Consider the following 23,466-nt stretch of genomic DNA (forward strand, 5'->3'; position numbering starts at 1 on the left):
TCGGAAAAAACCAGAGCATCTGGCCATCATCACCAGGAAGCAAGCCCTTCGCGCGGCATCGGATAAGAGGGTGTCGGTGTGGTTTTTTTGGCGTCAGCCGGCCAGCGGTTTTAGCCGAAATGCGCACCAAGTATCACTTTTGCATTAATTCCCGGGCAGTTTGAAAAAGCTCATCTACCCTAGACGGATCACGTCCTCCGAGCCCCGTACAGGGAAGGGTGCCCGCATGGTTTCGATCGCCGAGTTTCGCCACATCATGGAGTCCGGCTTCCTGCCGCTCGCCTGCGACTGCTCGCTGAACAGCGATGGTTCGCTGCGCATCAACATCTTCGACCCGGCGTCCGGGCGCGTCGACCTGCTGCTGACCCGCGTGTCCCCCCAAGGTCTGGACAGCATCCGTTCCATCTCAAACCTGATTGGCGAACTGCGCACCGAGATCAAGGCCGGGCGCAGAGGGTTTGCGGCGGTCAGCTAGAGGCTCAGGAAATGGCCTGTGCTGTCGGGGTCGTTACCACCCCGTAACCGCGCCAGCAGCAGTGATCACGGTGGCCCGGCAGGAACACGCAACCGCCAAGGTTCATGAGCAGGACTGCGGCAACCAGCAGTGAAATTCGACGAGTCATGGTGATTTCCTCAAGGTAGTGAACGTTGCCAATCGACAAAAAGTGCTTGCCGATTGCCAACGGTTAACCCTTGAACGCGACCGCCTGGCCAAATCCGTCGCAGCTTTTTGCATATTTCATCAATCCCCCGTAAACCCTGGGCAATACTGGCCCTGTCTGCTGTCCTGAACGGTCGCGAAAAAAGTTGATGTTGACGCGACGGATTATTCGGACACCCGCCGTTCAACCCTACAGCTGCGATCACTGGCGATCGCCGATGAAGGAGTTGTCATGAGACTTGCACGACCGCTGGCCAAATTACGTTATGCCCTGTTGATCCCGCTGGCACTGGCCGCCCTGGTCAGCACGCCGACCTTTGCCCAGACCGAAGTGATCATCCGCGAAGCGCCACCGCCGATGCGCGTCGAGGCCGTTCCCGTCGAACGCCCTGGCTATGTGTGGGACCGCGGGCACTGGCGCTACGAAGGGCGCGGTTATGCCTGGGTGCCGGGCCACTGGCAGCCGGTGATGCGCAACGCCCGTTGGGAACCTGGCCACTGGGAGTCGCGCGGCCCCAACTGGTACTGGATCGAAGGGCACTGGGTCCGCTGACCATCCCGTCAACCTGACCCTTAGCCACCGGACCGAGACTTGCCCTATTGAAAGACACTGATCCGGACGTTGAGCTGTTGGCCCGCATCGGAAACAACGAACCGGCGGCCATCAACGAAATGGTGACGCGCAAACTGCCGCGTTTGCTCGCGCTCGCCAGTCGGATTCTCGGGGATGCCGACGAGGCCAGGGACGTGGCCCAGGAAAGCTTCCTGCGTATCTGGCGCCAGGCTGCGAGCTGGCGCAGCGGCGAAGCGCGTTTCGACACCTGGTTGCACCGCGTGGTGCTCAACCTGTGCCATGACCATTTGCGTCGGCGCAAGGAGCGCCCGTTGAACGATGAGGAGGCCATGAGCGAAGTGGTCGACACGGCGCCTGCGCCCGATGAACAACTGGAAGCCGCCGCCCGCAGTGAGCATATGGCGGCGGCGCTGGCGTCGCTGCCCGAACGCCAGCGCGAGGCGATTGTGTTGCAGTATTACCAAGAGCTGTCGAATATCGACGCTGCGGCGCTGATGAACATCAGCGTCGAGGCACTGGAGAGCTTGCTGTCACGGGCCCGGCGCAACCTGCGCAGTTACCTTGACGACACACCCGGGCCCGCCCGCCCAGGAAGGGGAAAACCATGACGCCTGAACGATTTGCCCAACTGGCCGAGGCTTACGGCGGCCACCTGCACCGTTGGCCCCGTGCCGAACAGGCGCAGGCCCAGGCACTGCTGGACGCAGGCGAGGCCGGCGTACGTGAGGTGCTGCACCAGGCGCGATGGCTCGATGGCCAGTTGGACGCCTATCAACTGGCGCCCGTCGACCCGGCGCTGGCGCGGCAGATTCGCCAGTCGTTCCCCCAGCGCCAGTCCTTTTGGGCACGCTACGCCGGCTGGCTATCGCCCGCCGGCTTCGTCGGCGTGGGCATCGCCGGGATTGCCGCCGGCATCCTGGTAGCGTCCTTGAGCGTCCCGCTGCCCACGCTCGGTCCTGAAGTACTGCCCAGTGTCTTCGACCAGGGCGACGCCGAAGTCGTCTTCACCGTCAACGCCGAGGAAAGCGAGCAATGACCCCGTCACCCAAGTACCTGAAGCCGCTGCTGGTTGTGTCGGTGTTGTTCAACGTGTTTTTGATCGGTGGTGTCGGCGGTGGCCTGTACCACTGGCTGGCGAATACCAAGCCCGCCGAAGCGGTGGTGAACCAACATGGCCTGCGCCAGGCGATGGTCAAGCTGCCGCCGGAACGGCGCAAGGAACTGCGCCAGTTGCTGCGCCAGAACCGCGCCGACAGCCAGCCGCTGGTGCTTGCCGGGCGTGAGGCGCGGCTGGATGTGATCAAGCAACTGGAAGCGCCGACCCTGGATCATGCGGCGCTGGTGACGGATCTGGGCAAGGCCCGGGAGGCGGACATGGCGCTCCGGGCGCTGGTGGACAACACCCTGGCGCAGTTCGCCAACACCTTGCCCCGGGATGAACGCCAGCGGCTGGTGGAAGCGTTGTATATGAAGGGGCAGACGAAGGGCAAGGCCGCCAAGAGCCACTGATGATCGTTCCCCCGCTCTGCGTGGGGAAGCCGCCCCGGACGCTCTGCGTCGAGTTGGCGATGCAAGGTTCAAGTCTTGCACAGTGGTGACGCGGATCGTCGCGGGATGCGTGCCCACGCAGAGCGTGGGAACGAGCATTAATCACCGAGACGGGCGACGGATTTTCCCGGTTGGCCGCGTTTAACCCGGGTAGGCCCGCCACTCAGGCGAAGGCCAGTCTCATTGGGGAACCGTGCCATGTTCCGCATATTCAAGGCCACGCTGGCCGCCACGTTGATGGCGGCGGCGTTATCCGGTTGCATTGTTGAACCTGTTCATCCGCGGCGCCCGCCGCCGTTGGTTGAGGTAGTGCCGGTGGCGCCGGCGCCGGGGTATCAGTGGGTGCGGGGGCACTATCGCTGGGGGAACGGGCAGTGGTTATGGGTGCCGGGGCATTGGCGGTATTGAACCCTCCACATTTTCGACTGAGACACTGAAACCCTGTGGGAGCTGGCTTGCCTGCGATGGCATCACCGCGGTTTTACTGACAGACCGAGCTGCCTGCATCGCGGGCAAGCCCGGCTCCCACATGTGATAGGGGCTCTGTCAGGACTTTCCTGAACGTCTCCACCAACGGCCGCAAATTGATCCGATGCCACGCCGCCCACAGCGGCGTGGTGTAGGTCAGCCACGGCAGTTCCCGCAGCACCACGCCCGGTGGTGCATTGCGGCTCAAACCCTTTTGCACCATCGCCACACCCAACCCCGACGCCACCAATCCCAACGCGGTAAACGGCTCGCTGGCTTCCATCGGAATCTGCGGGGTAAACCCTGCCCGAATGCACGCCGCAACAAAGTCATCCGCCGGGTTCGCCCCGGGTTTGCGTTGCACGCCAATCCATTGCTGCTCGGCCAGATGTTCGGGCAGTAATTCGCTGACGCTGGCCAGCGGATGATGTTCGGGCAGCGCCAGCAGCATCGGGTCGTCCAGCACTTGCAGCGCCATCAGGTCCGGGTCATCCGCCGCCGGTGGCTCACCCACCAGGGCGATGTCCAGGCTGCGTTGGCGCAAGCCTTCCAGTTGCTCAGCGGAGGGCAGGTTGTACAGCGCGATATGCACGTTGGGCCGCGCATCGCGCAAGACTTTCAAGGCATTCGGCAACACGCCCGCGTGCATGGCGTTTTCGATGTAGCCGATGCACAGACCGCCTTCTTCGCCTTTGCCCAATCGCCGGCCCAGGGATTCCAGGCGGTTGGCGTGGGTCAGCAGCGCCTTGGTTTCGGCGAGGAACGTCTGGCCGTCGCGGGTCAGGCGGATGCGTTGTTGGCTGCGTTCGAACAGGGTCAGGCCCAGGCGCTCTTCGAGTTGGGCAATCTGTCGGCTCAGGGGCGATTGGGAGATGTGCAACCGTTCGGCAGCACGCCCCACGTGTTCTTCTTCAGCGACTACAACGAAGTAGCGCAATTGGCGGAAATCGATCATGTCAGACCTTCAGGGACTCAAGTTGGTCGCAGTATGTCTTGGACGGTCCGATCTCTGCAATCTACGATCTGCTCAACGGTCAACACAGCGACCTTGAACAATCTTGAGGATTCACCCCATGAGCTTGAAAGACAAACTGCCCGGCGTGCTGGGTTTTGGCACCGCCCCATTGGGCAACATGTTCCGCGCAATTCCGGAAGAAGAGGCGCAAGCCACCGTTGAAGCAGCCTGGAACCAGGGCGTGCGCTACTTCGACACCGCACCGTTCTACGGTTCGGGCCTCTCGGAAATTCGCCTGGGCCAGGCCCTGTCGAAATACAACCGTGACGACTATGTACTGAGCACCAAAGTCGGCCGCCTGATTCTCGATGAAGTGGAAGAAAGCGCCCGCGACCTCGGCGAGAAGAGCGGTGTGTTCGAACACGGCCGGCCGAACAAGATGGTCAACGACTACAGCGCCGACGCCACCCTGCGTTCCATCGAAGACAGCCTCAACCGCCTGCAAACGGATCGCCTCGACATCGTATGGATTCATGACATCGCCCAGGACTTCTACGGGGACCAATGGCTGGACTACTTCAATCAGGCGCGCACTGGGGCTTTCAAAGTGCTCACCCGCCTGCGTGAAGAAGGTGTGATCAAGGCCTGGGGCCTGGGCGTCAACCGTGTCGAGCCGTGCGAGTTGACCCTGGACCTGACCGAAGCCCAGCCCGACGGCTTCCTGCTCGCCGGTCGCTACACCTTGCTCGACCACGAACGTGCCTTGCAGCGCCTGATGGACGCGGCCCTGGCGCAGAACGTCGAGATCGTGGTCGGCGGCCCCTACAGCTCGGGCATCCTGGCGGGCGGTGCGCATTTTGAGTACCAGAAAGCCAGCCCGGCGATCATCAGCAAGGTCGAGCAGATCAAGGCGATTGCCGCTGCTCATGGCGTCAGTGTGAAAGCCGCTGCACTGCAATTCTCCCTGGCCCATCCGGCAGTGGCGGCAGTGATTCCGGGTGCCAGTCGTCCGGGTCGAATTGCTGAAGACGTCGCGGCGTTGTCAGAGAAGATTCCCGCAGCCTTTTGGCAGGCCCTGCGCGACGCCCGATTGATTTCGGCCCGTGCACCGCTGCCGCTCTAACCACAGGAACGCGAACATGAAAATTGATATCAGTGGCAAAGTCGCAATCGTCAGTGGCAGCACCGCCGGGATCGGCCTGGGCATCAGCCAGGCCCTGGCGCAATCCGGCGCCACGGTGGTGGTGATCGGGCGTGAATCGGGCAAGGTCGACGAGGCGCTGGCGACGATTCGCCAGGCAGTCCCCGGCGCCGAGCTACGTGGATTGGTGGCAGACCTGGGCACGGCCGAGGGTGCGGAAAAGCTGTTCGCCGCCGAGCCGCGGGCCGACATCCTGGTGAACAACCTCGGAATCTTCAACGACGTCGATTTCTTCGACGCCCCCGACAGCGAGTGGACGCGCTTCTACGAGGTCAACGTGATCTCCGGCGTGCGTTTGTCGCGGCACTACACGCCGGGCATGGTCGAGAAGGGCTGGGGACGAGTGATCTTTGTATCGTCGGAATCGGGTGTGGCAACGCCCGCCGACATGATCAACTACGGCGTCACCAAAAGCGCCAACCTGGCGGTGTCCCATGGCTTGGCCAAACGCCTGGCGGGCACCGGGGTGACGGTCAATGCGATTCTGCCGGGGCCGACCTTCACCGATGGCCTGGAGCACATGCTCAAGGACGCCGTGGCCAAGTCCGGGCGCAGTGCGCGGGACGAGGCGGATGTGTTTGTGCGCAATGCGCGGCCGACGTCGATCATCCAGCGCGCAGCGAATGTGGATGAAGTGGCGAATCTGGTGGCGTACATTGCTTCACCGCTGTCCTCTGCCACCACCGGTGCCGCGTTGCGGGTCGACGGCGGTGTTGTCGACAGCATGGCGATCTGATTTTTCTTGAATGGTTTGGAGTGTTAATCGTGGCAAAAGCATCTGCTGTTATTGAAATCCCGGCTTCGGCCGAACAGGTTTGGCAATTGGTCGGCGGCTTCAACTCGCTGCCGGACTGGCTGCCCTTTATCGCCAAGAGCGAGCCGAGTGAAGGCGGGCGTGTGCGCCATCTGCAAACGGCGGATGGTGGTGTGGTGGTGGAGCGGCTGCAAGGCTTTGATAACGCGGCACGTACTTACAGCTACTCCATCAGCGAGTCACCGTTTCCGGTGAGTGAGTATCTGGCAACGTTGAAGGTTGAGGCGTTGACGGACAGCACCGCCAAGGTCACCTGGTCGGGTGTGTTTACTCCGGTGGCCGGTGTGACGGATGCGGCGGTGGAGGAGCTGTTTACCGGTGTCTACAGCGGCGGGCTGGAAGCGCTGCGGGGCAATTTCCCAGGCTGAAGTATTGGCTTGGGGTCAATGAGGTCAAATGTGGGAGCTGGCTTGCCCGCGATAGCATCAACTCGGTGTAACTGATAAACCGAGGTGCCTGCATCGCAGGCAAGCCAGCTCCCACATTTACAGCGGTGTTCTTCAGGCTTCAGGCATCAACTGCTGGCGGCATTCGAGGATCAGCTTCGCGCCGCCTCGTTCGCTGCTGCCGACTTCCAGTTTGAACCCGTGCAGGTTGATGATCGCGGCCACAATCGACAGTCCCAAGCCAAACCCGCCTTGCTGTTGATTGCCTTCGTCCACCCGATAGAAACGCTGGAACACCGCGGCCCGTTCCGCTGCCGGAATCCCGGGCCCGGAGTCGAGCACTTCGATGCGGGTGCTACCGGCATCGTTTACGCCTCGCAGGATCACTTCGCCGCCCGGCGGGGTGAATTTGATCGAGTTGCTCAGCAGGTTGGCCAAGGCTTCGAACAGCAGCGCGCGGTCGCCGGTGATCCAGGGCAACGAGTCCGGCACTTGCAGCAGCAGTTCCATCTGGCCTTCTTCCGCCAAGGGCAGGTAGAAGTCGTGGAGTTCCTGCAGCAAGGGCAGGGGATCAAGCACCAGGAAGCCTGAACGGCGCTGATGGTCTTCCAGTTCGGAAATCCGCAGCAGGCCGCGAAAGCGCGCCATCAAGGTGTCGGTTTCGGCGATGGCCGCGTCCAGTTGCAGGGCGTGGGGGGCGTCTTCGTCGGCCTGCTGCTGGATCCGGTACAGCTGCGCCCGCAGACGGGTCAGCGGGGTGCGCAGGTCGTGGGCGATGTTGTCGCACACGCCCTTGACCTCGTTCATCAGCTTCTCGATGCGGTCGAGCATCGCGTTGACGATGGCCGCCAGCATGTCCAGTTCGTCGCGCCGATCAGACAACGGTAAACGGTGGGTCAGGTCGCCGGCCACGATGGCTTCGGCACTCGCCTGGATCCCGCGAATCCGCCGCAACGGGCGCCGGCGCAGCAGGTGCCAACCCGCGGCCCCGGGAATGATCGTCAGGGTGATCCCCCACAGCAAGGCGTGCAGGATGATCCGGGTCACGCCAAAAAGCGAGCCGTTGGCGCGCACCAGGATCAGCCAGCGGCCGTCTTCGGTGTGGGTGGCTACGGCGTCGCAGCTGTCGCGGGGCAGTTTCGGATCATCGGAGTCGATGCAATTGGCCAGGGCGTGGATGTGCCCGTCCATTGGCAGGTCCGGCGGTATCACGCGGATCGGGCCGCTGATGGGGTTGAACTGGTCGTCGAACAGGCCGTAGGCGTCAACGCCCTTCATGTCGAAGGTCATGCTGGTGGTCAGGGCTTCTACCAGCTCTTCGCCGTCAAAGCGCTGGAACAGGTGCTGGCGCTGCATCAGGGAGTGGCGCGAGAGGTCGCCCAGGTAACCGGAGACCTCGTAGTAGAGCACACCCATGAGGATGCAGCTCCAGGCCACGAACAACGAACTGTAGAGCGCCAGCAGCCGGCTGCTGGAAGAGCGCCAGCCTTTAGAGGGGTTCAGCAATGACATACCCGGAACCTCGTACCGTGCGGATCAGCGGCGTGAGGCCCGGCGGGTCGATTTTTTTACGCAGGCGACCGATGTGCACGTCGATCAGGTTGGTGCCCGGGTCGAAGTGATAACCCCAGACTTCCTCGAAGATCATCATCCGCGAGAGGATTTGCCCGGTGTTGCGCATCAGGAATTCCAGCAGCTTGTATTCCGTCGGCAACAGGCTCAGGGGTTGTTCGGCACGGCTGGCCTCACGGCTGATCAGGTTCAGTTCCAGATCCGCTACGCGCAGGGCGGTTTCGAACTCCTTGACTGTGCTTTTGCGCCGCAGCAGCACTTCGACGCGGGCGGCCATTTCGTCGGAGGCGAACGGTTTGGTCAGGTAGTCATCACCGCCGGCGCGCAGGCCGCGTACCCGTTCATCTACGTCGGAGAGGGCGCTGATCATCAGGATCGGTGTGGATACGCCGATGGTGCGCAGGGTGGTGACGATGGCCAGGCCATCCAGTTCCGGGAGCATGCGGTCGAGGGTGATCAAGTCGTAATCACCGCTGACGGCACGGACCAGGCCTTCGCGGCCATTGTCTACCCAGTCTACGTCCAGTCCATGGCTACTCAGCTCTGCAACGATCTCGCGGGCCGTTACGGCGTCGTCCTCGATGGTCAAAATGCGGGTCATAAGGATTACCTGGTGAGCGATTCACACTGAAGTGCGGGCATTTTGCCAAGAAATGATAGCGCGCTTCCTAAATAAAAATTTATGTAGGTACAAACGACACAATTCACCTTACCCCGCTGAATCTGAACGAACGCTGTGCATGTAGGATTTTTTGCACACCACCGCTTGCTCAAGGATTGTTTCCTACAAGGAATGCATTACGCCCGCCGCTTCAGGGCATTTCTTGCAAGTTGCATGGTTCAAATTAGTTCAAATTACTTAACTAATTGAAATATATGAGTTTTTAATTTTATGGCTTCTGGCACGTCGCCTGCACTGTCCCTTTTGAGACTTGTAACACTATTTTTCATGCCTGGAGCAAAACAACAATGATCACATCCTCATCCACGCTGCAAGAGTCGAGCACGCTCTCCGGGGTTTCCTGGGGCGCGATCTTTGCCGGGGCTGCTGCCGCGGCTGCGCTGTCCTTGATCCTGGTGCTGCTGGGCTTCGGCCTGGGCTTTTCGGCGGTGTCGCCGTGGGCCGACAGTGGTATCAGCGCCAAAGGGCTTGGCATTTCCACCATTGTCTGGCTGGCGGTTACGCAGATCATCGCATCGGGGATGGGCGGTTACATCGCCGGTCGCCTGCGGGTGAAATGGGCCAATATGCACGGCGATGAGGTGTACTTTCGCGACACCGCCCATGGCTTCCTGGCCTGGGCCGTGGCGACACTGGTGACGGCGGTGCTGATCGTCGGTTCGGTCAGCAGTGTGGTCAGCGGTGGTGTGAAGGCCGGTGCCAGTGTGGCATCGGGTGCCGTCAGTGGCATGAGCCAGGTGGCTGGCGCTGCCTCCAAGGGCGAAGACTTCGGCTACTACGTCGACAGCCTGTTCCGTGATGACCGCCCGGCAGCCGTCAGCGATGACGCCGTGCACGGTGTGGTCGCCCGCATCTTCGCTCGCACCGTGAGCAACAACGGCCAGTTGGCACCTGAAGACCGTGCGTACCTTGCACAGTTGATCAGCCAGCGTACCAACCTCAGCCAGGCCGATGCCGAGGCGCGTGTTGACCAGGTCTACGGCCAGGCTCAAAAAGCGCTGGATGACGCCAAGTTGAAAGCCAAGCAGGCTGCCGACACGGCTGCAAAAGTGGCTGCCTACACCTCGCTGTGGACCTTCGTGGCGCTGTTGATCGGTGCGTTTTTCGCCAGCCTCGCTGCAACCTTTGGCGGTCGCCGCCGGGATGCCGTGGTGTACCTGGAAACCACTCCCCACACCACTTCCGTTCGTTAATTCAAGGAGAACCTCATGCGCTCATTACTGCTGTTTTTCCTCGGTGTGCCTATCCCGGTCATCATCCTGATCGCGATCTTCATGCACTGATCCTGAGTCTTGCTCGGTCCCATGTGGGAGCGGGTTTGCTGGCGAAAAAGGCGATGTATCAGTCATATATGAATTGGCTGATACACCGCTTTCGCGAGCAAGCCCGCTCCCACATTTTGTTTTGTGTCGTTGCTGCCTTCCGGGCGAAGGCGAAATCTCCGGATTTTGTTAATTGTTGCTTAACCTCCTTTTGGCTAAGCTCCCGTCCCATGAGCCGCTATCTGCGTTTTTTCCTGGTCCTGCTGTTGAGTCTTGCGCTTCCCCTGACCGGGATGGCGGGTGTGCCGTCGAGCACTGAGCCGTGCCCGATGCAGATGTCCGGCATGCAGATGATGAGCGATATGCCCCCTGACTGTTGCCAGGACGGCGCCACGCCCGCTGACCACGGCAAAAGCTGCAAACCCGGCCAGGAGTGCAAGACTGGCGGCATGCTGCAATTGTCGATACCGGTGCTCAAGGCACCGGTGACTGTTTCCAGTGCGCAGCTGGTCAGCGTCTCTTCTGACTTCATCCCCGACCGCACGCCGTCCGGCGTCTGGCGTCCGCCCCGCACCTGATTCCTGTTGCACCTGAAGACTCGTCCCTGACCCGGGACGGCCTTGCTGTGGGCCGCGTAAAGCGGTGCGCAGCGCAACAGAACAGGACACTTCAAGATGAATTTCCTATGCGTGCGTGCCCTGGTGATGGGCGTGCTGGCGTGGCCGACGCTGGCGTCCGCGCTGACCCTGGATGAAGCCTTGCGCCTGGCGCAAAACAACGCGCCGTCGCTGACGGCTGAATCCTCCAAATTGCAGGCTGCCAGCCAGGCAGCGATTCCGGCCGGCGAACTGCCGGACCCGAAACTGGTAGTCGGTCTGCAGAATTTCCCCATTGGCGGGCCCAATCGCGGCACGCTGTATGGCGATGACATGACCGAGCAAATGATCGGTATCCAGCAACAGGTGCCCAGCCGCGACAAGCGCAAGGCGCGGGTTGAGTTGGCGTCGGCCACCGTGGACACGGCAGCCGCCGAAGGCCGGATCGAACGTTTGAACGTGCGGCAGGCCACCGCCCAGGCGTGGATTCGCGCCTATGCGGTGGAACGCAAAGAGGCACTGTTCAAGGACTTCTATCAGCAGAATCGCCTGCTGCAAGACACTGTGCGTGCGCAATTGGCCGGTGGTCGCGGGCAGCCTTCCGACGCTGTGATCCCGAAGCAGGAAGCGGCTGACCTGGCCGAGCGCGAGGATGAGCTGACCCAGCAACGCGCCCAGGCTCGGGCGGCCCTCAAGCGCTGGATTGGCCCGGCCGCCAGCGAAGCCCCCAGCGGGCAATTGCCGAACTGGAAAATCGACACCACCGGCTTCACCCACAACCTGCACCAGCACCCGGTTCTGCAAGCCTTTGCACCGCGCACCCGCGAGGCCGAAGCCCGGCTGAACGAGGCCAAGGCGCAAAAGACGTCGGACTGGAGTTGGGAAGTCGACTACCAGCACCGAGGCCGTGAGTACGGCGACATGGTCAGCCTGCAATTCACCTTCGATTTGCCGATCTTTCCCGGTCGCCGGCAGAACCCCGGCATCGCCGCCAAGCAGGCCGAACTCGACCAACTGGACGCCGAACGCGAAGCCAAGACCCGTGAACACACCCAGGAACTCGAAGACGACCTGGCCAACTACCAGCGCCTGGACCGCGCCGTGCAGCGCAGCCAGGACAGCCTGGTGCCGCTGGCCGAGGAGAAGGTGTCCCTGAGCCTGGCGGGGTATCGCGCGGGCAAGGGCGACCTGATGAACGTGGTCAGCGCCCGCCGCGAGTGGGTCGAGGCGCGCTTCAAACAGATTGATGCCATTGAGCAGCGCGCCCTGATCGGCGCCCAGCTGTATTTCGCTTACGGGGAACCCTCCAATGAATAACCGAATCGTGAACGTGGCCCTGCTGGGCGGCGTGCTGCTGTTGGGCCTGGGCGGCGGCTACTGGCTGGCGCAGATGCGCGAGGCACAGCCGGACATGGCCGGGACGATGCAGGCGCCGGACGATAAAAAGGCGCTGTACTGGTACGACCCGATGTACCCGCAGCAGAAATTCGACAAGCCGGGCAAATCGCCCTTCATGGACATGCAACTGGTGCCGCGCTACGCCGGTGGCGCCGAGGAGAGTGCGGCAATTCATATCGACTCGAGCCTGACCCAGAATATCGGTGTGCGCCTGGCGAGCGTCAGCCGTGGGGTGCTGGCGTCGAGTCTTGAGCTGTCGGGAATCCTGACCTTCAACGACCGCGATGTGGCGGTGGTGCAGTCGCGGGCTGCGGGGTTTGTGGAGCGGGTTTACGCCCGTGCGCCGGGGGATGTGCTCAAGGCTCAGGTGCCCCTGGCTGACATTCTGGTGCCCGAATGGGCCGCCGCTCAGGAAGAGTTCCTTGCGCTGCGACATAGCGATCCAGGTTTGTTGGCTGCCGCCCGCCAGCGCCTGCGCTTGAGCGGAATGCCTGCCGGGTTGATCACGCAAATGGAGCGCAGCGGCCGGGTGCAATCGGTGATGACCATTACCACCCCGTTAGGCGGCGCGTTGCAAACCCTGGATGTGCGCGAGGGCATGACCGTTGCGACCGGACAAACCCTCGCGCGGGTCAACGGCCTGGGCACCGTATGGCTGCAAGTCGCGGTGCCGGAAGCCCAGGGCGCCGCGTTGGCCGTTGGGCAAACCGTCGAGAGCCGTTTTGTCGGGCTGCCAGGCCAGGTATTCAAAGGCACTGTCGCCGCAATCCTGCCCGCTACCGCCATGGATAGCCGCACCGTGCAGGTGCGAGTCGAACTGCCCAACCCTGACGGCGCGTTGCGTCCCGGCATGACTGCCCAAGTACGTTTGGCCCAATCGACTGGGCAATCGGTGCTGTTGCTGCCGAGCGAGGCGTTGATTCGTACCGGCAAACGCGTGCTGGTGATGGTGGCTGAAGAGGGCGGACGTTATCGACCGGCGGAAGTCCAGGTCGGCGCGGAGAACCAGGACCAGACCGTCATTGTTTCAGGCCTGCAGGAAGGCCAGCAGGTAGTCGCCTCGGGTCAATTCCTGCTGGACTCTGAAGCAAGTTTGAAGGGAATTACCACTCAGGCGTCCGACGGTTTTTCAAGTGAAGACTCCATGGGCGGCATGAGCATGCAACCGGGAGCTCGGCCATGATCGCCCTGTTGATTCGCTGGTCGGTGGCCAACCGCTTTTTGGTGTTGTTGGCGACTTTGTTCGTGACCGCCTGGGGCCTGTGGTCGATCCAGAACACCCCGGTGGACGCCTTGCCGGACCTGTCGGATGTGCAGGTGATCATCCGCACGCCATACCCGGGCCAGGCGCCGCAGATTGTCGAGAACCAGGTCACTTACCCGATGACCACCACGATGCTCTCCGTGCCGGGAGCGAAGACCGTGCGCGGCTTTTCGTTCTTCGGCGACAGCTATGTCTATGTGTTGTTTGATGAAGGCACCGACCTGTATTGGGCACGTTCGCGGGTGCTGGAATACCTGAGCCAGTTGCAGGCACGCTTGCCGGCATCTGCCAAGCCGGCGCTGGGCCCGGATGCCACCGGTGTAGGCTGGATCTACCAGTACGCGCTGGTGGACCGCACCGGCAAACACGACCTGGCGCAACTGCGCTCGCTGCAGGACTGGTTCCTCAAGTTCGAACTCAAGACCCTGCCCAACGTCGCCGAGGTGGCGACCATCGGCGGTCAGGTCAAGCAGTACCAGGTGCAGATCGACCCGCTGGCCCTGGCCAGTCGCGGCATTACCCAGGCGCAAGTGGTGGAAGCCATCGGCAAGGCCAACCAGGAAACCGGCGGCTCGGTGCTGAACATGGGTGAGTCGGAATACATGGTGCGTGCGTCCGGCTACCTGAAAACCCTGGAGGACTTTCGCGGCATTCCCCTGCGGCTCGACACCCACAACGTGCCGGTGACCCTCGGCGATGTAGCGACAATTCAACTGGGCCCGGACATGCGCCGGGGCATCAGCGAGCTGGATGGAGAAGGCGAGGCGGTAGGCGGCGTGGTGATCCTGCGCAGCGGCAAGAACGCCCGCGAGGCCATCGCGGCGGTCAAGACCAAGCTGGAGCAACTGAAAACCAGCCTGCCCCCCGGTGTGGAAATCGTCACCACCTACGATCGCAGCAAACTCATCGATCGCGCCGTGGACAACCTCAGCCACAAGCTGCTCGAAGAGTTTCTGGTGGTGGCGCTGGTGTGCGGGATCTTCCTGTGGCACCTGCGCTCGTCCCTGGTGGCGATCATCTCGTTGCCGGTGGGGGTGTTGATTGCCTTTATCGTCATGCGTTTCCAGGGCATCAACGCCAACATCATGTCCCTGGGCGGGATTGCGATTGCCATCGGCGCGATGGTCGATGGCGCGGTGGTGATGATCGAGAACGCCCACAAGAAAATCGAGGCCTGGCACCACGCGCATCCGAACCAGGCATTGAAGGGTGAAGAACACTGGAGGGTCATCACCGATGCGGCGGTGGAGGTGGGGCCGGCGCTGTTTTTCTGCCTGCTGATCATCACCTTGTCGTTTATCCCGGTGTTCACCCTGCAAGCCCAGGAAGGCCGCTTGTTCGGGCCGCTGGCCTACACCAAGACCTACGCCATGGCCGCTGCGGCGGGGTTGTCGGTGACCTTGATCCCGGTGCTGATGGGCTACTGGATTCGCGGGCGTATTCCGGATGAGCAACGCAACCCGCTGAACCGCGGCCTGATCAAGCTCTATCAACCGGCCCTCGAAGCGGTGCTGCGCTGGCCGCGCATGACCTTGCTCGTGGCGCTGCTGATGGTCGCCAGTGCACTGTGGCCGGTGTCGCATCTGGGCGGTGAATTCTTGCCGCCGCTGGATGAAGGCGACTTGCTGTACATGCCTTCGGCGCTGCCGGGGTTGTCGACGCAAACCGCAGGCGCGTTGCTGCAGCGCACCGACCGCTTGATCAAGAGCGTGCCGGAAGTCGCCCATGTGTTCGGCAAGGCCGGCCGTGCAGAAACGGCCACTGACCCGGCACCGCTGGAAATGTTCGAAACCACCATCGAGTTCAAGCCACGAGATCAATGGCGCCCCGGCATGACCCCGGAAAAACTGGTGAAGGAACTCGACCGGGTGGTGCAGGTGCCGGGGCTGACCAACATCTGGATTCCGCCGATCCGCAACCGCATCGACATGCTCGCCACCGGGGTAAAAAGCCCGATCGGCGTCAAGGTCGCGGGCACCGGCCTGATGGAAATCGACGCGGTGACCCAGGCCGTGGAAAAGGTCGCCAAGCAGGTGCCTGGCGTCAGTTCGGCACTGGCGGAACGCCTGACGGGCGGGCGCTACATTGACGTGGATATCGACCGCCCGGCCGCCGCGCGTTATGGCCTGAACATCTCCGATGTACAGTCCATCGTCTCCGGGGCCATTGGCGGTGAAAACATCGGCGAGACGGTCGAAGGGCTGGCGCGTTTCCCCATCAACCTGCGCTACCCGAAGGAGTGGCGCGATTCGGTGAGTGCCTTGAGCAACCTGCCGATCTATACGCCGTCGGGCAGCCAGATCACCTTGGGCACCGTGGCCAACATCAAGGTTACCGAAGGCCCGCCGATGCTCAAAAGCGAAAACGCCCGACCTTCCGGCTGGGTGTACATCGACGTGCGCGACCGTGATTTGGCGTCGGTGGTGAAGGATTTGCGCGAGGCGATCAACCAGCAGGTGCAGTTGCAACCGGGCATGAGTCTCAGCTACTCGGGGCAGTTCGAGTTCCTGGAGCGGGCCAATGAACGCCTGAAGCTGGTAGTGCCAGCGACCTTGCTGATCATCTTCGTGCTGCTGTACCTGACGTTCCGGCGGGTGGATGAGGCGCTGCTGATCCTCGCCACGTTGCCGTTCGCACTGACGGGTGGGGTGTGGTTGCTGTACTGGCTGGGCTTCAACCTGTCGGTGGCTACGGGTGTTGGATTTATCGCGTTGGCGGGGGTGTCGGCGGAGTTCGGCGTGATCATGCTGCTGTATTTGAAAAACGCCTGGGCCGAACGCCAGGGAGGAGGGGACCAGGCCTTGCTGGAAGCCATCACCGAAGGTGCCGTATTACGCGTGCGGCCCAAGGCGATGACCGTGGCCGTGATCATCGCCGGCTTGCTGCCGATCCTGTTGGGCGGCGGCACCGGCAGCGAAGTCATGAGCCGAATTGCCGCGCCCATGATTGGCGGCATGCTCACAGCACCCTTGCTCTCCCTCTTCGTCATCCCGGCGGCCTACCGCCTCATGCGCAAAACTCAAAGCTGACAAAAATCAAATGTGGGAGCTGGCTTCTGTGGGAGCTGGCTTGCCTGCGATAGCGGTGTATCAGTCACCGAATATGCTGACTGACACACCGCTATCGCGGGCAAGCCCGGCTCCCACATTTGACCTCCTCTATCCTTCAAACCTCATTCAGCTTGACCCACCGCTCTTCCCGAGCCGCCACCCGAATCGCCGTCGCCAACCGCTCAACCTCCCAAGCCGCCGCAAAATCCGTCCCGTCGCTGCCCTTGCCAGCCAACGCCATCATCAACTCATGCACCTCCAGCGTCTTCAACTCGTTGTACCCCAACTGATGCCCCGGTGCCGGGCTGAACGCCGCATACCCGGGCAGCGAAGGCCCCGCCAGCAGCCGCTGAAACCCCTCCTGCCCAACCCGAAACAGCTGCAATTCATTCAACCGCTCCTGATCAAACAACAACGTGCCCCGGGTGCCACTGATCTCAAAGCTCAGGTGATTCTTATACCCATGCTTCAGCCAACTGCTGCTCACCGTCCCCCGCGCACCATTGGCAAATCGCAGCAACGCATGCACCTGATCATCCACCGCAATCTCCCGCAGTGCTTCACTCCCCGCCGTAGCAGGCCGTTGCCCATGCACCGTCTGCGTATCGGCGCACACACTCAGCACATCCCCCACCAAATACCGCGCCATGGACAGCAAGTGACTGCCCAAGTCCGCCAAGGCACCGCCGGCATGCCCCACCTCACAGCGCCACGACCACGGCGACGATGCATCCGCCATGAAATCCTCGCTGAATTCCCCCTGAAAACTGATGATCTCTCCCAACTCACCACTGGCGATCAACTGCCGGGCCAAACCAATCATCGGGTTGTGCTGATAGTTATAACCCACCCGCGTCACCACCCCGGCCTTGCTCGCCGCGTCACGCATGGCGGCCGCCTGCTCCAGGCTCACCGCCAGCGGCTTCTCGCAATACACCGCCTTGCCCGCCGCCAGCGCAGCCATGGCCATCGGGAAGTGCAAATGGTTAGGGGTCGTGATGGCGACGACATCGACCTTGGGATTGTCGATCAACTGCTGCCAGTCGCCATGGGCCTGGGCAAACCCCCAGTCCGCGGCGCAGCGTGTCGCGCGTTCGGTATCGGCATCGGCCAGGGCGGCCAGTGTGAGCTTCACCGGCAGTTCAAACACCGCCCGAGCGTTATTGAATGCCAGAGCGTGGGCACGCCCCATAAAGCCTGTGCCAATCAGGCCGATTCCGAGTTCGCGCATAGCCGGGTTCCTTCGAATTATTGTTTTGAGAGGGCTATTTATGGAATAAATATTCCCAAAACTCAACACGTAGAATAAAAATTCATTCCAGGGCTCCCCATTCACCCTGTGGCGAGGGAGCCCCCCTCTACGATCACCGCTGCTGATAGCGCTACATTCAGCACTGGCTCAAACCCCCTCCAGTTAACAAAACATAACGTAGCGCCGATTGTCAGACGATTCCAAAGCCCGCTAGGATGGCCCAGCTTGCTCAAGGCGCTCTAGATTGCAGGTTTCAGGGCTCCCCACGGCAAGACGACCTAACAATAATAAATGGGAGAAAGGTCTATGAGTGAGCCTGTCATGGGTGTGGTATTTTTCCGCCCGAAGGCCACGCGCAGGGTCGCATTGCTGGCCACAGCGCTCTCGTTGCTGGGGGTTGTCGCGTTGTCGACACCGGCCCACGCCGCCACTGAAACCACCGCCGCAGCGGTGTTTGCCATTGAATCCCCCAAGGCGGCCAAAAGCCTGATGATCGACGTGGTGCACGCAGGCAAACGCCTGGTCGCGGTCGGTGATCGCGGGCACATCCTCTATTCCGACGACCAGGGCACCACCTGGACTCAGGCCAAAGTCCCCACCCGGCAACTGCTGACCGCCGTATTTTTCGCCGACGACCAACACGGCTGGGCGGTGGGCCATGACGCACAGATCCTCGCCACTACCGATGGCGGCGTGACCTGGACGCAACAATTCCAGGACTTGAAGCGCGAAGCGCCGCTGCTCGACGTCTGGTTCAAGGACGCCAGCAACGGCTTTGCCGTGGGCGCCTACGGTGCACTGATCGAAACCACCGACGGCGGCAAGACCTGGGATGACGTCAGCGACCGCCTCGACAACGAAGACCAATTCCACCTCAACGCCATCGCCCAGGTGAAAGACGCCGGGCTGTTTATCGTCGGCGAGCAGGGCAGCATGTTCCGCTCCCATGACGAGGGGCAAACCTGGGAAAAACTCGAAGGCCCCTACGAGGGCTCGCTGTTCGGCGTGATCGGCACCGCCCAGGCGCAGACCCTGTTGGCCTACGGCCTGCGCGGCAACCTGTTTCGCTCCACGGATTTTGGCAGCACCTGGGAACCGGTGGAGCTGAATGCCACCCGTGGCGCGCTGGAGTTCGGCTTGTCGGGGGCGACCCTGCTGGACGACGGCTCCATCGTGGTAGTGGGCAACGGCGGCAGCGTGGTAGTCAGCCACGACGACGGCCTGACCTTCAGCGTATTCAATCGCCCGGACCGCATTTCGCTGTCGGCGGTCACGGCGGCGGGCAACGGCAACTTGATTCTGGCGGGGCAGGGCGGCGTTCGCGTGGCCAGTCCAACCGGCGCCGAGCCGACAAAACAATAAGAAGGCGGGGACACCATGAGCAGTCATCACAACGACAAGGCCACGTTTCTCGAGCGCCTGATTTTCAATAACCGCCCGGCAGTGATCACGATCTGCCTGCTGGTGAGTATTTTCCTGTTCTGGCAGGCGACGTTGATTCGCCCGTCCACCAGCTTCGAAAAAATGATCCCCCTCAAGCACCCCTTCATCGAGAAGATGATGGAGCACCGCAATGACCTGGCGAACCTGGGCAACACGGTGCGCATCTCGGTGGAAGCCAAGGACGGTGACATCTTCACGAAGGAGTACATGGAGACCCTGCGCCAGATCAACGACGAGGTGTTCTACATCTCCGGCGTCGACCGCTCAGGGCTCAAGTCCCTGTGGAGCCCCAGCGTGCGCTGGACCGAAGTCACTGAGGAAGGTTTTGCCGGCGGTGAGGTGATCCCCCAGAGCTACAACGGCTCGCCGGAAAGCCTCGACCAGTTGCGCAACAACGTGCTCAAGTCCGGGCAGGTCGGGCGGCTGGTGGCCAACGATTTCAAATCGAGCATCGTCGACATCCCGCTGCTGGAGTCCTACCCGGACCCGCAAGACCAGGGCAAGCTGCTGGCGCTGGACTATCGCAAGTTCTCCCATGAACTCGAAGACAAGATCCGCGACAAGTTCGAAGCCCAGAACCCCAACGTCAAGATCCACATCGTCGGGTTTGCCAAGAAGGTCGGCGACCTGATCGACGGTCTGGTGATGGTGGTGATGTTCTTCGGTATCGCCTTCGTCATCACCCTGGTGCTGCTGCTGTGGTTTACCAACTGCCTGCGCAGTACCGTCGCGGTGTTGAGCACCACGCTGGTGGCGGTTATCTGGCAGCTTGGGTTGATGCATGCCCTGGGTTTCGGGCTCGATCCCTACTCGATGCTGGTGCCGTTCCTGATCTTCGCCATCGGTATTTCCCACGGTGTACAGAAGATCAACGGGATCGCCCTGCAATCCAGTGATGCCGACAACGCCCTGACCGCCGCCCGGCGTACGTTCCGCCAGTTGTTCCTGCCGGGAATGATCGCGATCCTTGCCGATGCGGTCGGCTTTATCACCCTGCTGATCATCGACATCGGCGTGATCCGTGAACTGGCCATCGGCGCCTCGGTCGGTGTGGCGGTCATCGTATTCACCAACCTGATCCTGCTGCCGGTGGCGATCTCCTACGTGGGCATCAGCAAACGCGCCATCGAGCGCAGCAAGAAAGATGCACACCGCGAACACCCGTTCTGGCGCCTGCTGTCGAAATTCGCCAGCCCCAAAGTCGCGCCGGTGTCGATTGCGTTGGCACTGGTCGCCTTCGGTGGCGGCCTCTGGTACAGCCAGAACCTGAAGATCGGCGACCTCGACCAGGGCGCACCGGAGCTGCGCCCGGACTCGCGCTACAACAAGGACAACAACTTCATCATCAACAACTACTCCACCAGCTCCGACGTGCTGGTGGTGATGGTCAAGACGCCGCCGGAAGGCTGCTCGCGTTATGAAGCCATGGCGCCCATCGACCAGTTGATGTGGAAGATGCAGAACACCGAGGGCGTGCAGTCGGCCATCTCGCTGGTGACCGTGTCCAAGCAGATGATTAAGGGCATGAACGAGGGCAACCTGAAATGGGAAACCCTGTCCCGTAACCCGGATGTGCTGAACAATTCCATTGCCCGTGCCGATGGCCTGTACAACAACAATTGCTCCCTGGCGCCGGTACTGGTGTTCCTCAACGACCACAAGGCCGAAACCCTCGACCGCGCGGTGCATGCGGTGCAGGACTTCGCCAAGGAGAACAACAAGGACGGCCTGGAATTCATTCTCGCCGCCGGTAACGCCGGGATCGAAGCCGCCACCAACGAGGTGATCAAGGAGTCCGAGCTGACCATCCTGATCCTGGTGTACCTGTGCGTGGCCACCATGTGCATGATCACCTTCCGCTCCTGGGCGGCGACCCTGTGCATCGTGTTGCCGCTGGTGCTGACCTCAGTGCTGGGCAACGCGCTGATGGCGTTCATGGGTATCGGCGTCAAGGTTGCGACCTTGCCGGTGGTGGCCCTGGGCGTGGGGATTGGCGTGGACTACGGCATCTACATCTACAGCCGCCTGGAGAGTTTCCTGCGGGCCGGCCTGCCGTTGCAGGAAGCCTATTACCAGACCCTCAAGTCCACCGGTAAAGCCGTGCTGTTCACCGGCCTGTGCCTGGCCATCGGTGTGGCCACGTGGATCTTCTCGGCGATCAAGTTCCAGGCCGACATGGGCTTGATGCTGACCTTCATGCTGCTGTGGAACATGTTCGGCGCGCTGTGGCTGCTGCCGGCGCTGGCACGCTTCCTGATCAAACCCGAGAAGCTGGCGGGGCAGAAGGGCAATTCGCTGTTCGCTCACTGATCCAACGCTGTTCGTCAAAACGCCGTGGCCTGTGCCACGGCGTTTTGCTTTGCGCGGGCTTAGGCCGATGCAACGATTTGACCTATCATGAGGTCTTTCCCCTTGATGATTGATGGTTATGACTGCCGACACCGCTACCTTGCTCAACGCTTTTGAAGACTGCCAGATGGTCGAAATCGATGGTCTGCACACTTTCGATTTCAGCCTGGATGACCAGAAGTTACTGATCATCTGCATGGACGGTCGTGCCGAGAAGCGCTGGAGTTTCAGCCTGGAGCAAGTCAAGGCGGCGACCTTTGATCAAACACTGCAAAGCTGGACCCTTACCGGTGACTCGGGCGAACACCGCCTGGTCTGCATGAGCGGCGTCACCGGCAACAATAATGACGAGGATGAAGCGGATGATGATGCGTAAATTCTGGCCCCTGCTGATGGCCGGCAGCGTAGGCGCAATGTCGGTCCAGGCCGCGCCGGTGGACACCTATGAGTTACTGGTGGGCAGCTACACCGCCGGCACCAGTGAAGGTATCTACCGCTTGCAGTTCGACAGCCGTACCGGGCAGTTCAACGGCCAGCCGGTGCTCGCTGCCAAGGCGGCCAACCCGTCGTGGCTGACCCTGTCCAAAGACCAGAAGCACCTGTTTGTGGTCAATGAAAACGGCCCAGGCCAAAAAGACCCGGTGGGGCGCGTCAGCAGCTACAGCATCGACCCGAAAAACCATCAACTGACCCTGATCAACCAGGTGCAGAGCCTGGGCAACGAGCCGACCCATTCCAGCCTGGCCAGTGATGGGCGCTACCTGTTCGTGGCCAACTATTCCGTACTGGAAGATCCGGGCGGCAGCCTCGCGGTGTTGCCGGTAGACGCCGAAGGCAAGCTGTCGCCGCCGGTGCAGTTGAGTGGGCATCCGGCCAGCCGGGTCAACCCGGAGCGTCAGGCGTCCAATCACGTGCATTCGGTGGTGTCTTCGCCAGACGGCAAGTACGTGTTTGTCCAGGACCTGGGGGCGGACAAGATCTTTGCCTACCACTACGATCCCAAGGCCAACCATGAATTGCCGCTGACCCCGGCCGATCCTGCGTTTGTGCAATTGCCACCGGGCAGTGGCCCACGGCACTTGCTGTTCACCGCAGACGGCAAGCACGCCTGGCTGACCACTGAGATGAGCGCGCAAGTGGCAGTGTTCGACTACAACGATGGCAAGCTGACCCAGAAGCAACTGGTCGACTTTGCGGACGGCCAGCCGGTGTCCGACAAGGCCGGCGCCGCGCTGCATGCCTCAAGCGACGGCAAGTTCCTCTACGTCAGCAACCGTGGCACCGCCAACCAGATGCTGGTGTTTGCCATCGACCCGGGAACTGCGCAGTTGAAAGAGATCCAGCGCCGCTCGGTGGAAGGTGACCATCCCCGGGAGTTTGCCCTGGACCCCAGCGGCAAGTTTCTGCTGATCGCCAACCAGAAGAGCAACGAGATTGTGGTCGTCGAGCGCGACCCCAAGACCGGTCTTTTGGGCAAAACCGTGCAGAAACTGGCGATTGATGCTCCCAGCGACCTCAAGTTCTTGCCGCGACAATAAGCCACAGGCCCCGCAGTGCGGGGCCTGACTGGTTGTATTAATCGTATTAATAGCGGCTAGTGTTTCAATGAATTTCTAAGGCTAACCCCTCGGGCGTAAGTTTGGTTCCAAGGCCAACACAGGCCACTCAGCCAACCGAACACAAGGGTTACCGACATGAACTTCAATCTCTTCTCGATCATCGCCGCTTCCGCTGTTTCCGCCACCGTTGCATTGCCAGCTGCGGCCAGCGTTGAAATCAGCAGCAAAAAAACCAGCACCAGCGCCTACACCCAGAAGTACCTGCAACAAAGCGCCAACTTCTACGCAGCGCTGGACCACAAAATCCAGAACTGAGCGTTAGTTTTACCAAACGCTGAAGATCAAATGTGGGAGCTGGCTTGCCTGCGATAGCGGTTTATCAGTAACAGATTTGTCGACTGATGCACCGCTATCGCAGGCAAGCCAGCTCCC

24 protein-coding genes are annotated in these 23,466 nt (G+C 61.6%); 19 read left to right on the top strand and 5 right to left on the bottom strand.

Features of this window, described 5'->3' with window-relative positions:
* The first annotated feature begins 226 nt into the window (after positions 1–226).
* Positions 227–475 (top strand): DUF1652 domain-containing protein, encoded by a 249-nt coding sequence (locus K0H47_RS15945; RefSeq protein WP_017477131.1) that lies wholly within the window; start codon positions 227–229, stop codon positions 473–475.
* Between the two features lie 4 nt (positions 476–479).
* Here the strand turns inward: K0H47_RS15945 and K0H47_RS15950 are convergent, their stop codons facing one another.
* The gene (locus K0H47_RS15950; protein ID WP_167410160.1) at positions 480–623 is read right to left on the bottom strand and encodes a hypothetical protein; all 144 of its coding nucleotides are present in this window, start codon (positions 621–623) and stop codon (positions 480–482) included.
* Between the two features lie 270 nt (positions 624–893).
* Between K0H47_RS15950 and K0H47_RS15955 the strand changes: the two genes are divergently transcribed.
* The 5 genes from K0H47_RS15955 to K0H47_RS15975 all read left to right on the top strand — a co-directional run bounded on the left by K0H47_RS15955 (position 894) and on the right by K0H47_RS15975 (position 3,191).
* Positions 894–1,214 (top strand): YXWGXW repeat-containing protein, encoded by a 321-nt coding sequence (locus K0H47_RS15955; protein ID WP_063031313.1) that lies wholly within the window; start codon positions 894–896, stop codon positions 1,212–1,214.
* 47 nt (positions 1,215–1,261) lie between these two features.
* Positions 1,262–1,843, top strand: coding sequence for an RNA polymerase sigma factor (locus K0H47_RS15960; RefSeq protein ID WP_063031311.1), 582 nt, complete (start codon positions 1,262–1,264; stop codon positions 1,841–1,843).
* Positions 1,840–2,271 carry a hypothetical protein gene (locus K0H47_RS15965; protein ID WP_093198538.1) on the top strand — a complete coding sequence of 144 codons (432 nt, stop codon included), beginning with the start codon at positions 1,840–1,842 and terminating at the stop codon, positions 2,269–2,271. Before K0H47_RS15960 ends, K0H47_RS15965 begins: the two co-directional genes overlap by 4 nt.
* Positions 2,268–2,744 carry a periplasmic heavy metal sensor gene (locus K0H47_RS15970; RefSeq protein ID WP_219273180.1) on the top strand — a complete coding sequence of 159 codons (477 nt, stop codon included), beginning with the start codon at positions 2,268–2,270 and terminating at the stop codon, positions 2,742–2,744. The genes K0H47_RS15965 and K0H47_RS15970 overlap by 4 nt, the downstream gene beginning before the upstream one ends.
* Positions 2,745–2,981: 237 nt before the next feature.
* Positions 2,982–3,191: a YXWGXW repeat-containing protein gene (locus K0H47_RS15975; RefSeq protein ID WP_219273182.1), complete on the top strand. Its 210-nt coding sequence runs from the start codon at positions 2,982–2,984 to the stop codon at positions 3,189–3,191.
* A 73-nt stretch (positions 3,192–3,264) separates the two neighbouring features.
* On the opposite strand, the gene K0H47_RS15980 is transcribed toward K0H47_RS15975, so the two are convergent.
* Positions 3,265–4,206 carry a LysR substrate-binding domain-containing protein gene (locus K0H47_RS15980; RefSeq protein WP_063031305.1) on the bottom strand — a complete coding sequence of 314 codons (942 nt, stop codon included), beginning with the start codon at positions 4,204–4,206 and terminating at the stop codon, positions 3,265–3,267.
* A gap of 118 nt (positions 4,207–4,324) precedes the next feature.
* Here K0H47_RS15980 and K0H47_RS15985 point away from each other — a divergent pair, with 118 nt between their 5' ends.
* The 3 genes from K0H47_RS15985 to K0H47_RS15995 are packed head-to-tail and all read left to right on the top strand — an operon-like array spanning position 4,325 to position 6,589.
* On the top strand, positions 4,325–5,329 hold the full coding sequence (locus K0H47_RS15985) for an aldo/keto reductase (RefSeq protein WP_063031303.1): 1,005 nt from the start codon (positions 4,325–4,327) through the stop codon (positions 5,327–5,329).
* Between the two features lie 16 nt (positions 5,330–5,345).
* Positions 5,346–6,143: an SDR family NAD(P)-dependent oxidoreductase gene (locus K0H47_RS15990; RefSeq protein ID WP_063031301.1), complete on the top strand. Its 798-nt coding sequence runs from the start codon at positions 5,346–5,348 to the stop codon at positions 6,141–6,143.
* A gap of 29 nt (positions 6,144–6,172) precedes the next feature.
* Entirely contained in the window at positions 6,173–6,589 is a 417-nt protein-coding gene (locus K0H47_RS15995) for an SRPBCC family protein (protein WP_177070124.1), read from the top strand.
* A 132-nt stretch (positions 6,590–6,721) separates the two neighbouring features.
* Here K0H47_RS15995 and K0H47_RS16000 read toward each other — a convergent pair whose 3' ends face one another.
* Together K0H47_RS16000 and K0H47_RS16005 are read right to left on the bottom strand one after the other, a co-directional pair.
* Positions 6,722–8,119 carry a cell wall metabolism sensor histidine kinase WalK gene (locus K0H47_RS16000; protein WP_017477141.1) on the bottom strand — a complete coding sequence of 466 codons (1,398 nt, stop codon included), beginning with the start codon at positions 8,117–8,119 and terminating at the stop codon, positions 6,722–6,724.
* Positions 8,097–8,780 (bottom strand): response regulator transcription factor, encoded by a 684-nt coding sequence (locus tag K0H47_RS16005; protein WP_003219726.1) that lies wholly within the window; start codon positions 8,778–8,780, stop codon positions 8,097–8,099. The genes K0H47_RS16000 and K0H47_RS16005 overlap by 23 nt, the downstream gene beginning before the upstream one ends.
* A gap of 368 nt (positions 8,781–9,148) precedes the next feature.
* Between K0H47_RS16005 and K0H47_RS16010 the strand changes: the two genes are divergently transcribed.
* The 5 genes from K0H47_RS16010 (at position 9,149) to K0H47_RS16030 (ending at position 16,410) form a co-directional block, all read left to right on the top strand.
* The gene (locus K0H47_RS16010) at positions 9,149–10,054 is read left to right on the top strand and encodes a hypothetical protein (RefSeq protein WP_003219728.1); all 906 of its coding nucleotides are present in this window, start codon (positions 9,149–9,151) and stop codon (positions 10,052–10,054) included.
* Positions 10,055–10,353: 299 nt separating this feature from the next.
* Positions 10,354–10,701, top strand: a complete 348-nt coding sequence (locus K0H47_RS16015; RefSeq protein WP_219273184.1) for a hypothetical protein — start codon at positions 10,354–10,356, stop codon at positions 10,699–10,701.
* A 96-nt stretch (positions 10,702–10,797) separates the two neighbouring features.
* Positions 10,798–12,036: a TolC family protein gene (locus K0H47_RS16020; RefSeq protein WP_063031298.1), complete on the top strand. Its 1,239-nt coding sequence runs from the start codon at positions 10,798–10,800 to the stop codon at positions 12,034–12,036.
* Positions 12,029–13,300, top strand: coding sequence for an efflux RND transporter periplasmic adaptor subunit (locus K0H47_RS16025; RefSeq protein ID WP_219273186.1), 1,272 nt, complete (start codon positions 12,029–12,031; stop codon positions 13,298–13,300). Before K0H47_RS16020 ends, K0H47_RS16025 begins: the two co-directional genes overlap by 8 nt.
* Positions 13,297–16,410: an efflux RND transporter permease subunit gene (locus K0H47_RS16030; protein ID WP_219273188.1), complete on the top strand. Its 3,114-nt coding sequence runs from the start codon at positions 13,297–13,299 to the stop codon at positions 16,408–16,410. Before K0H47_RS16025 ends, K0H47_RS16030 begins: the two co-directional genes overlap by 4 nt.
* 136 nt (positions 16,411–16,546) lie before the next feature.
* Here the strand turns inward: K0H47_RS16030 and K0H47_RS16035 are convergent, their stop codons facing one another.
* The gene (locus tag K0H47_RS16035) at positions 16,547–17,662 is read right to left on the bottom strand and encodes a Gfo/Idh/MocA family protein (RefSeq protein ID WP_219273190.1); all 1,116 of its coding nucleotides are present in this window, start codon (positions 17,660–17,662) and stop codon (positions 16,547–16,549) included.
* 342 nt (positions 17,663–18,004) lie between these two features.
* Between K0H47_RS16035 and K0H47_RS16040 the strand changes: the two genes are divergently transcribed.
* From K0H47_RS16040 to K0H47_RS16060, 5 genes are all read left to right on the top strand, one after another.
* The gene (locus K0H47_RS16040) at positions 18,005–19,045 is read left to right on the top strand and encodes a YCF48-related protein (protein ID WP_063031293.1); all 1,041 of its coding nucleotides are present in this window, start codon (positions 18,005–18,007) and stop codon (positions 19,043–19,045) included.
* A gap of 15 nt (positions 19,046–19,060) precedes the next feature.
* Positions 19,061–21,436: an RND family transporter gene (locus K0H47_RS16045; protein WP_063031291.1), complete on the top strand. Its 2,376-nt coding sequence runs from the start codon at positions 19,061–19,063 to the stop codon at positions 21,434–21,436.
* Positions 21,437–21,554: 118 nt separating this feature from the next.
* Positions 21,555–21,851 (top strand): DUF5629 family protein, encoded by a 297-nt coding sequence (locus K0H47_RS16050; protein ID WP_010172342.1) that lies wholly within the window; start codon positions 21,555–21,557, stop codon positions 21,849–21,851.
* The gene (locus K0H47_RS16055) at positions 21,838–23,013 is read left to right on the top strand and encodes a lactonase family protein (RefSeq protein WP_219273191.1); all 1,176 of its coding nucleotides are present in this window, start codon (positions 21,838–21,840) and stop codon (positions 23,011–23,013) included. The genes K0H47_RS16050 and K0H47_RS16055 overlap by 14 nt, the downstream gene beginning before the upstream one ends.
* Before the next feature lie 156 nt (positions 23,014–23,169).
* Positions 23,170–23,349: a hypothetical protein gene (locus K0H47_RS16060; protein ID WP_017475510.1), complete on the top strand. Its 180-nt coding sequence runs from the start codon at positions 23,170–23,172 to the stop codon at positions 23,347–23,349.
* Positions 23,350–23,466 lie beyond the last annotated feature (117 nt).

This window comes from Pseudomonas sp. Xaverov 83 (genome assembly GCF_019352905.1).
GTDB lineage: Bacteria > Pseudomonadota > Gammaproteobacteria > Pseudomonadales > Pseudomonadaceae > Aquipseudomonas > Aquipseudomonas yamanorum.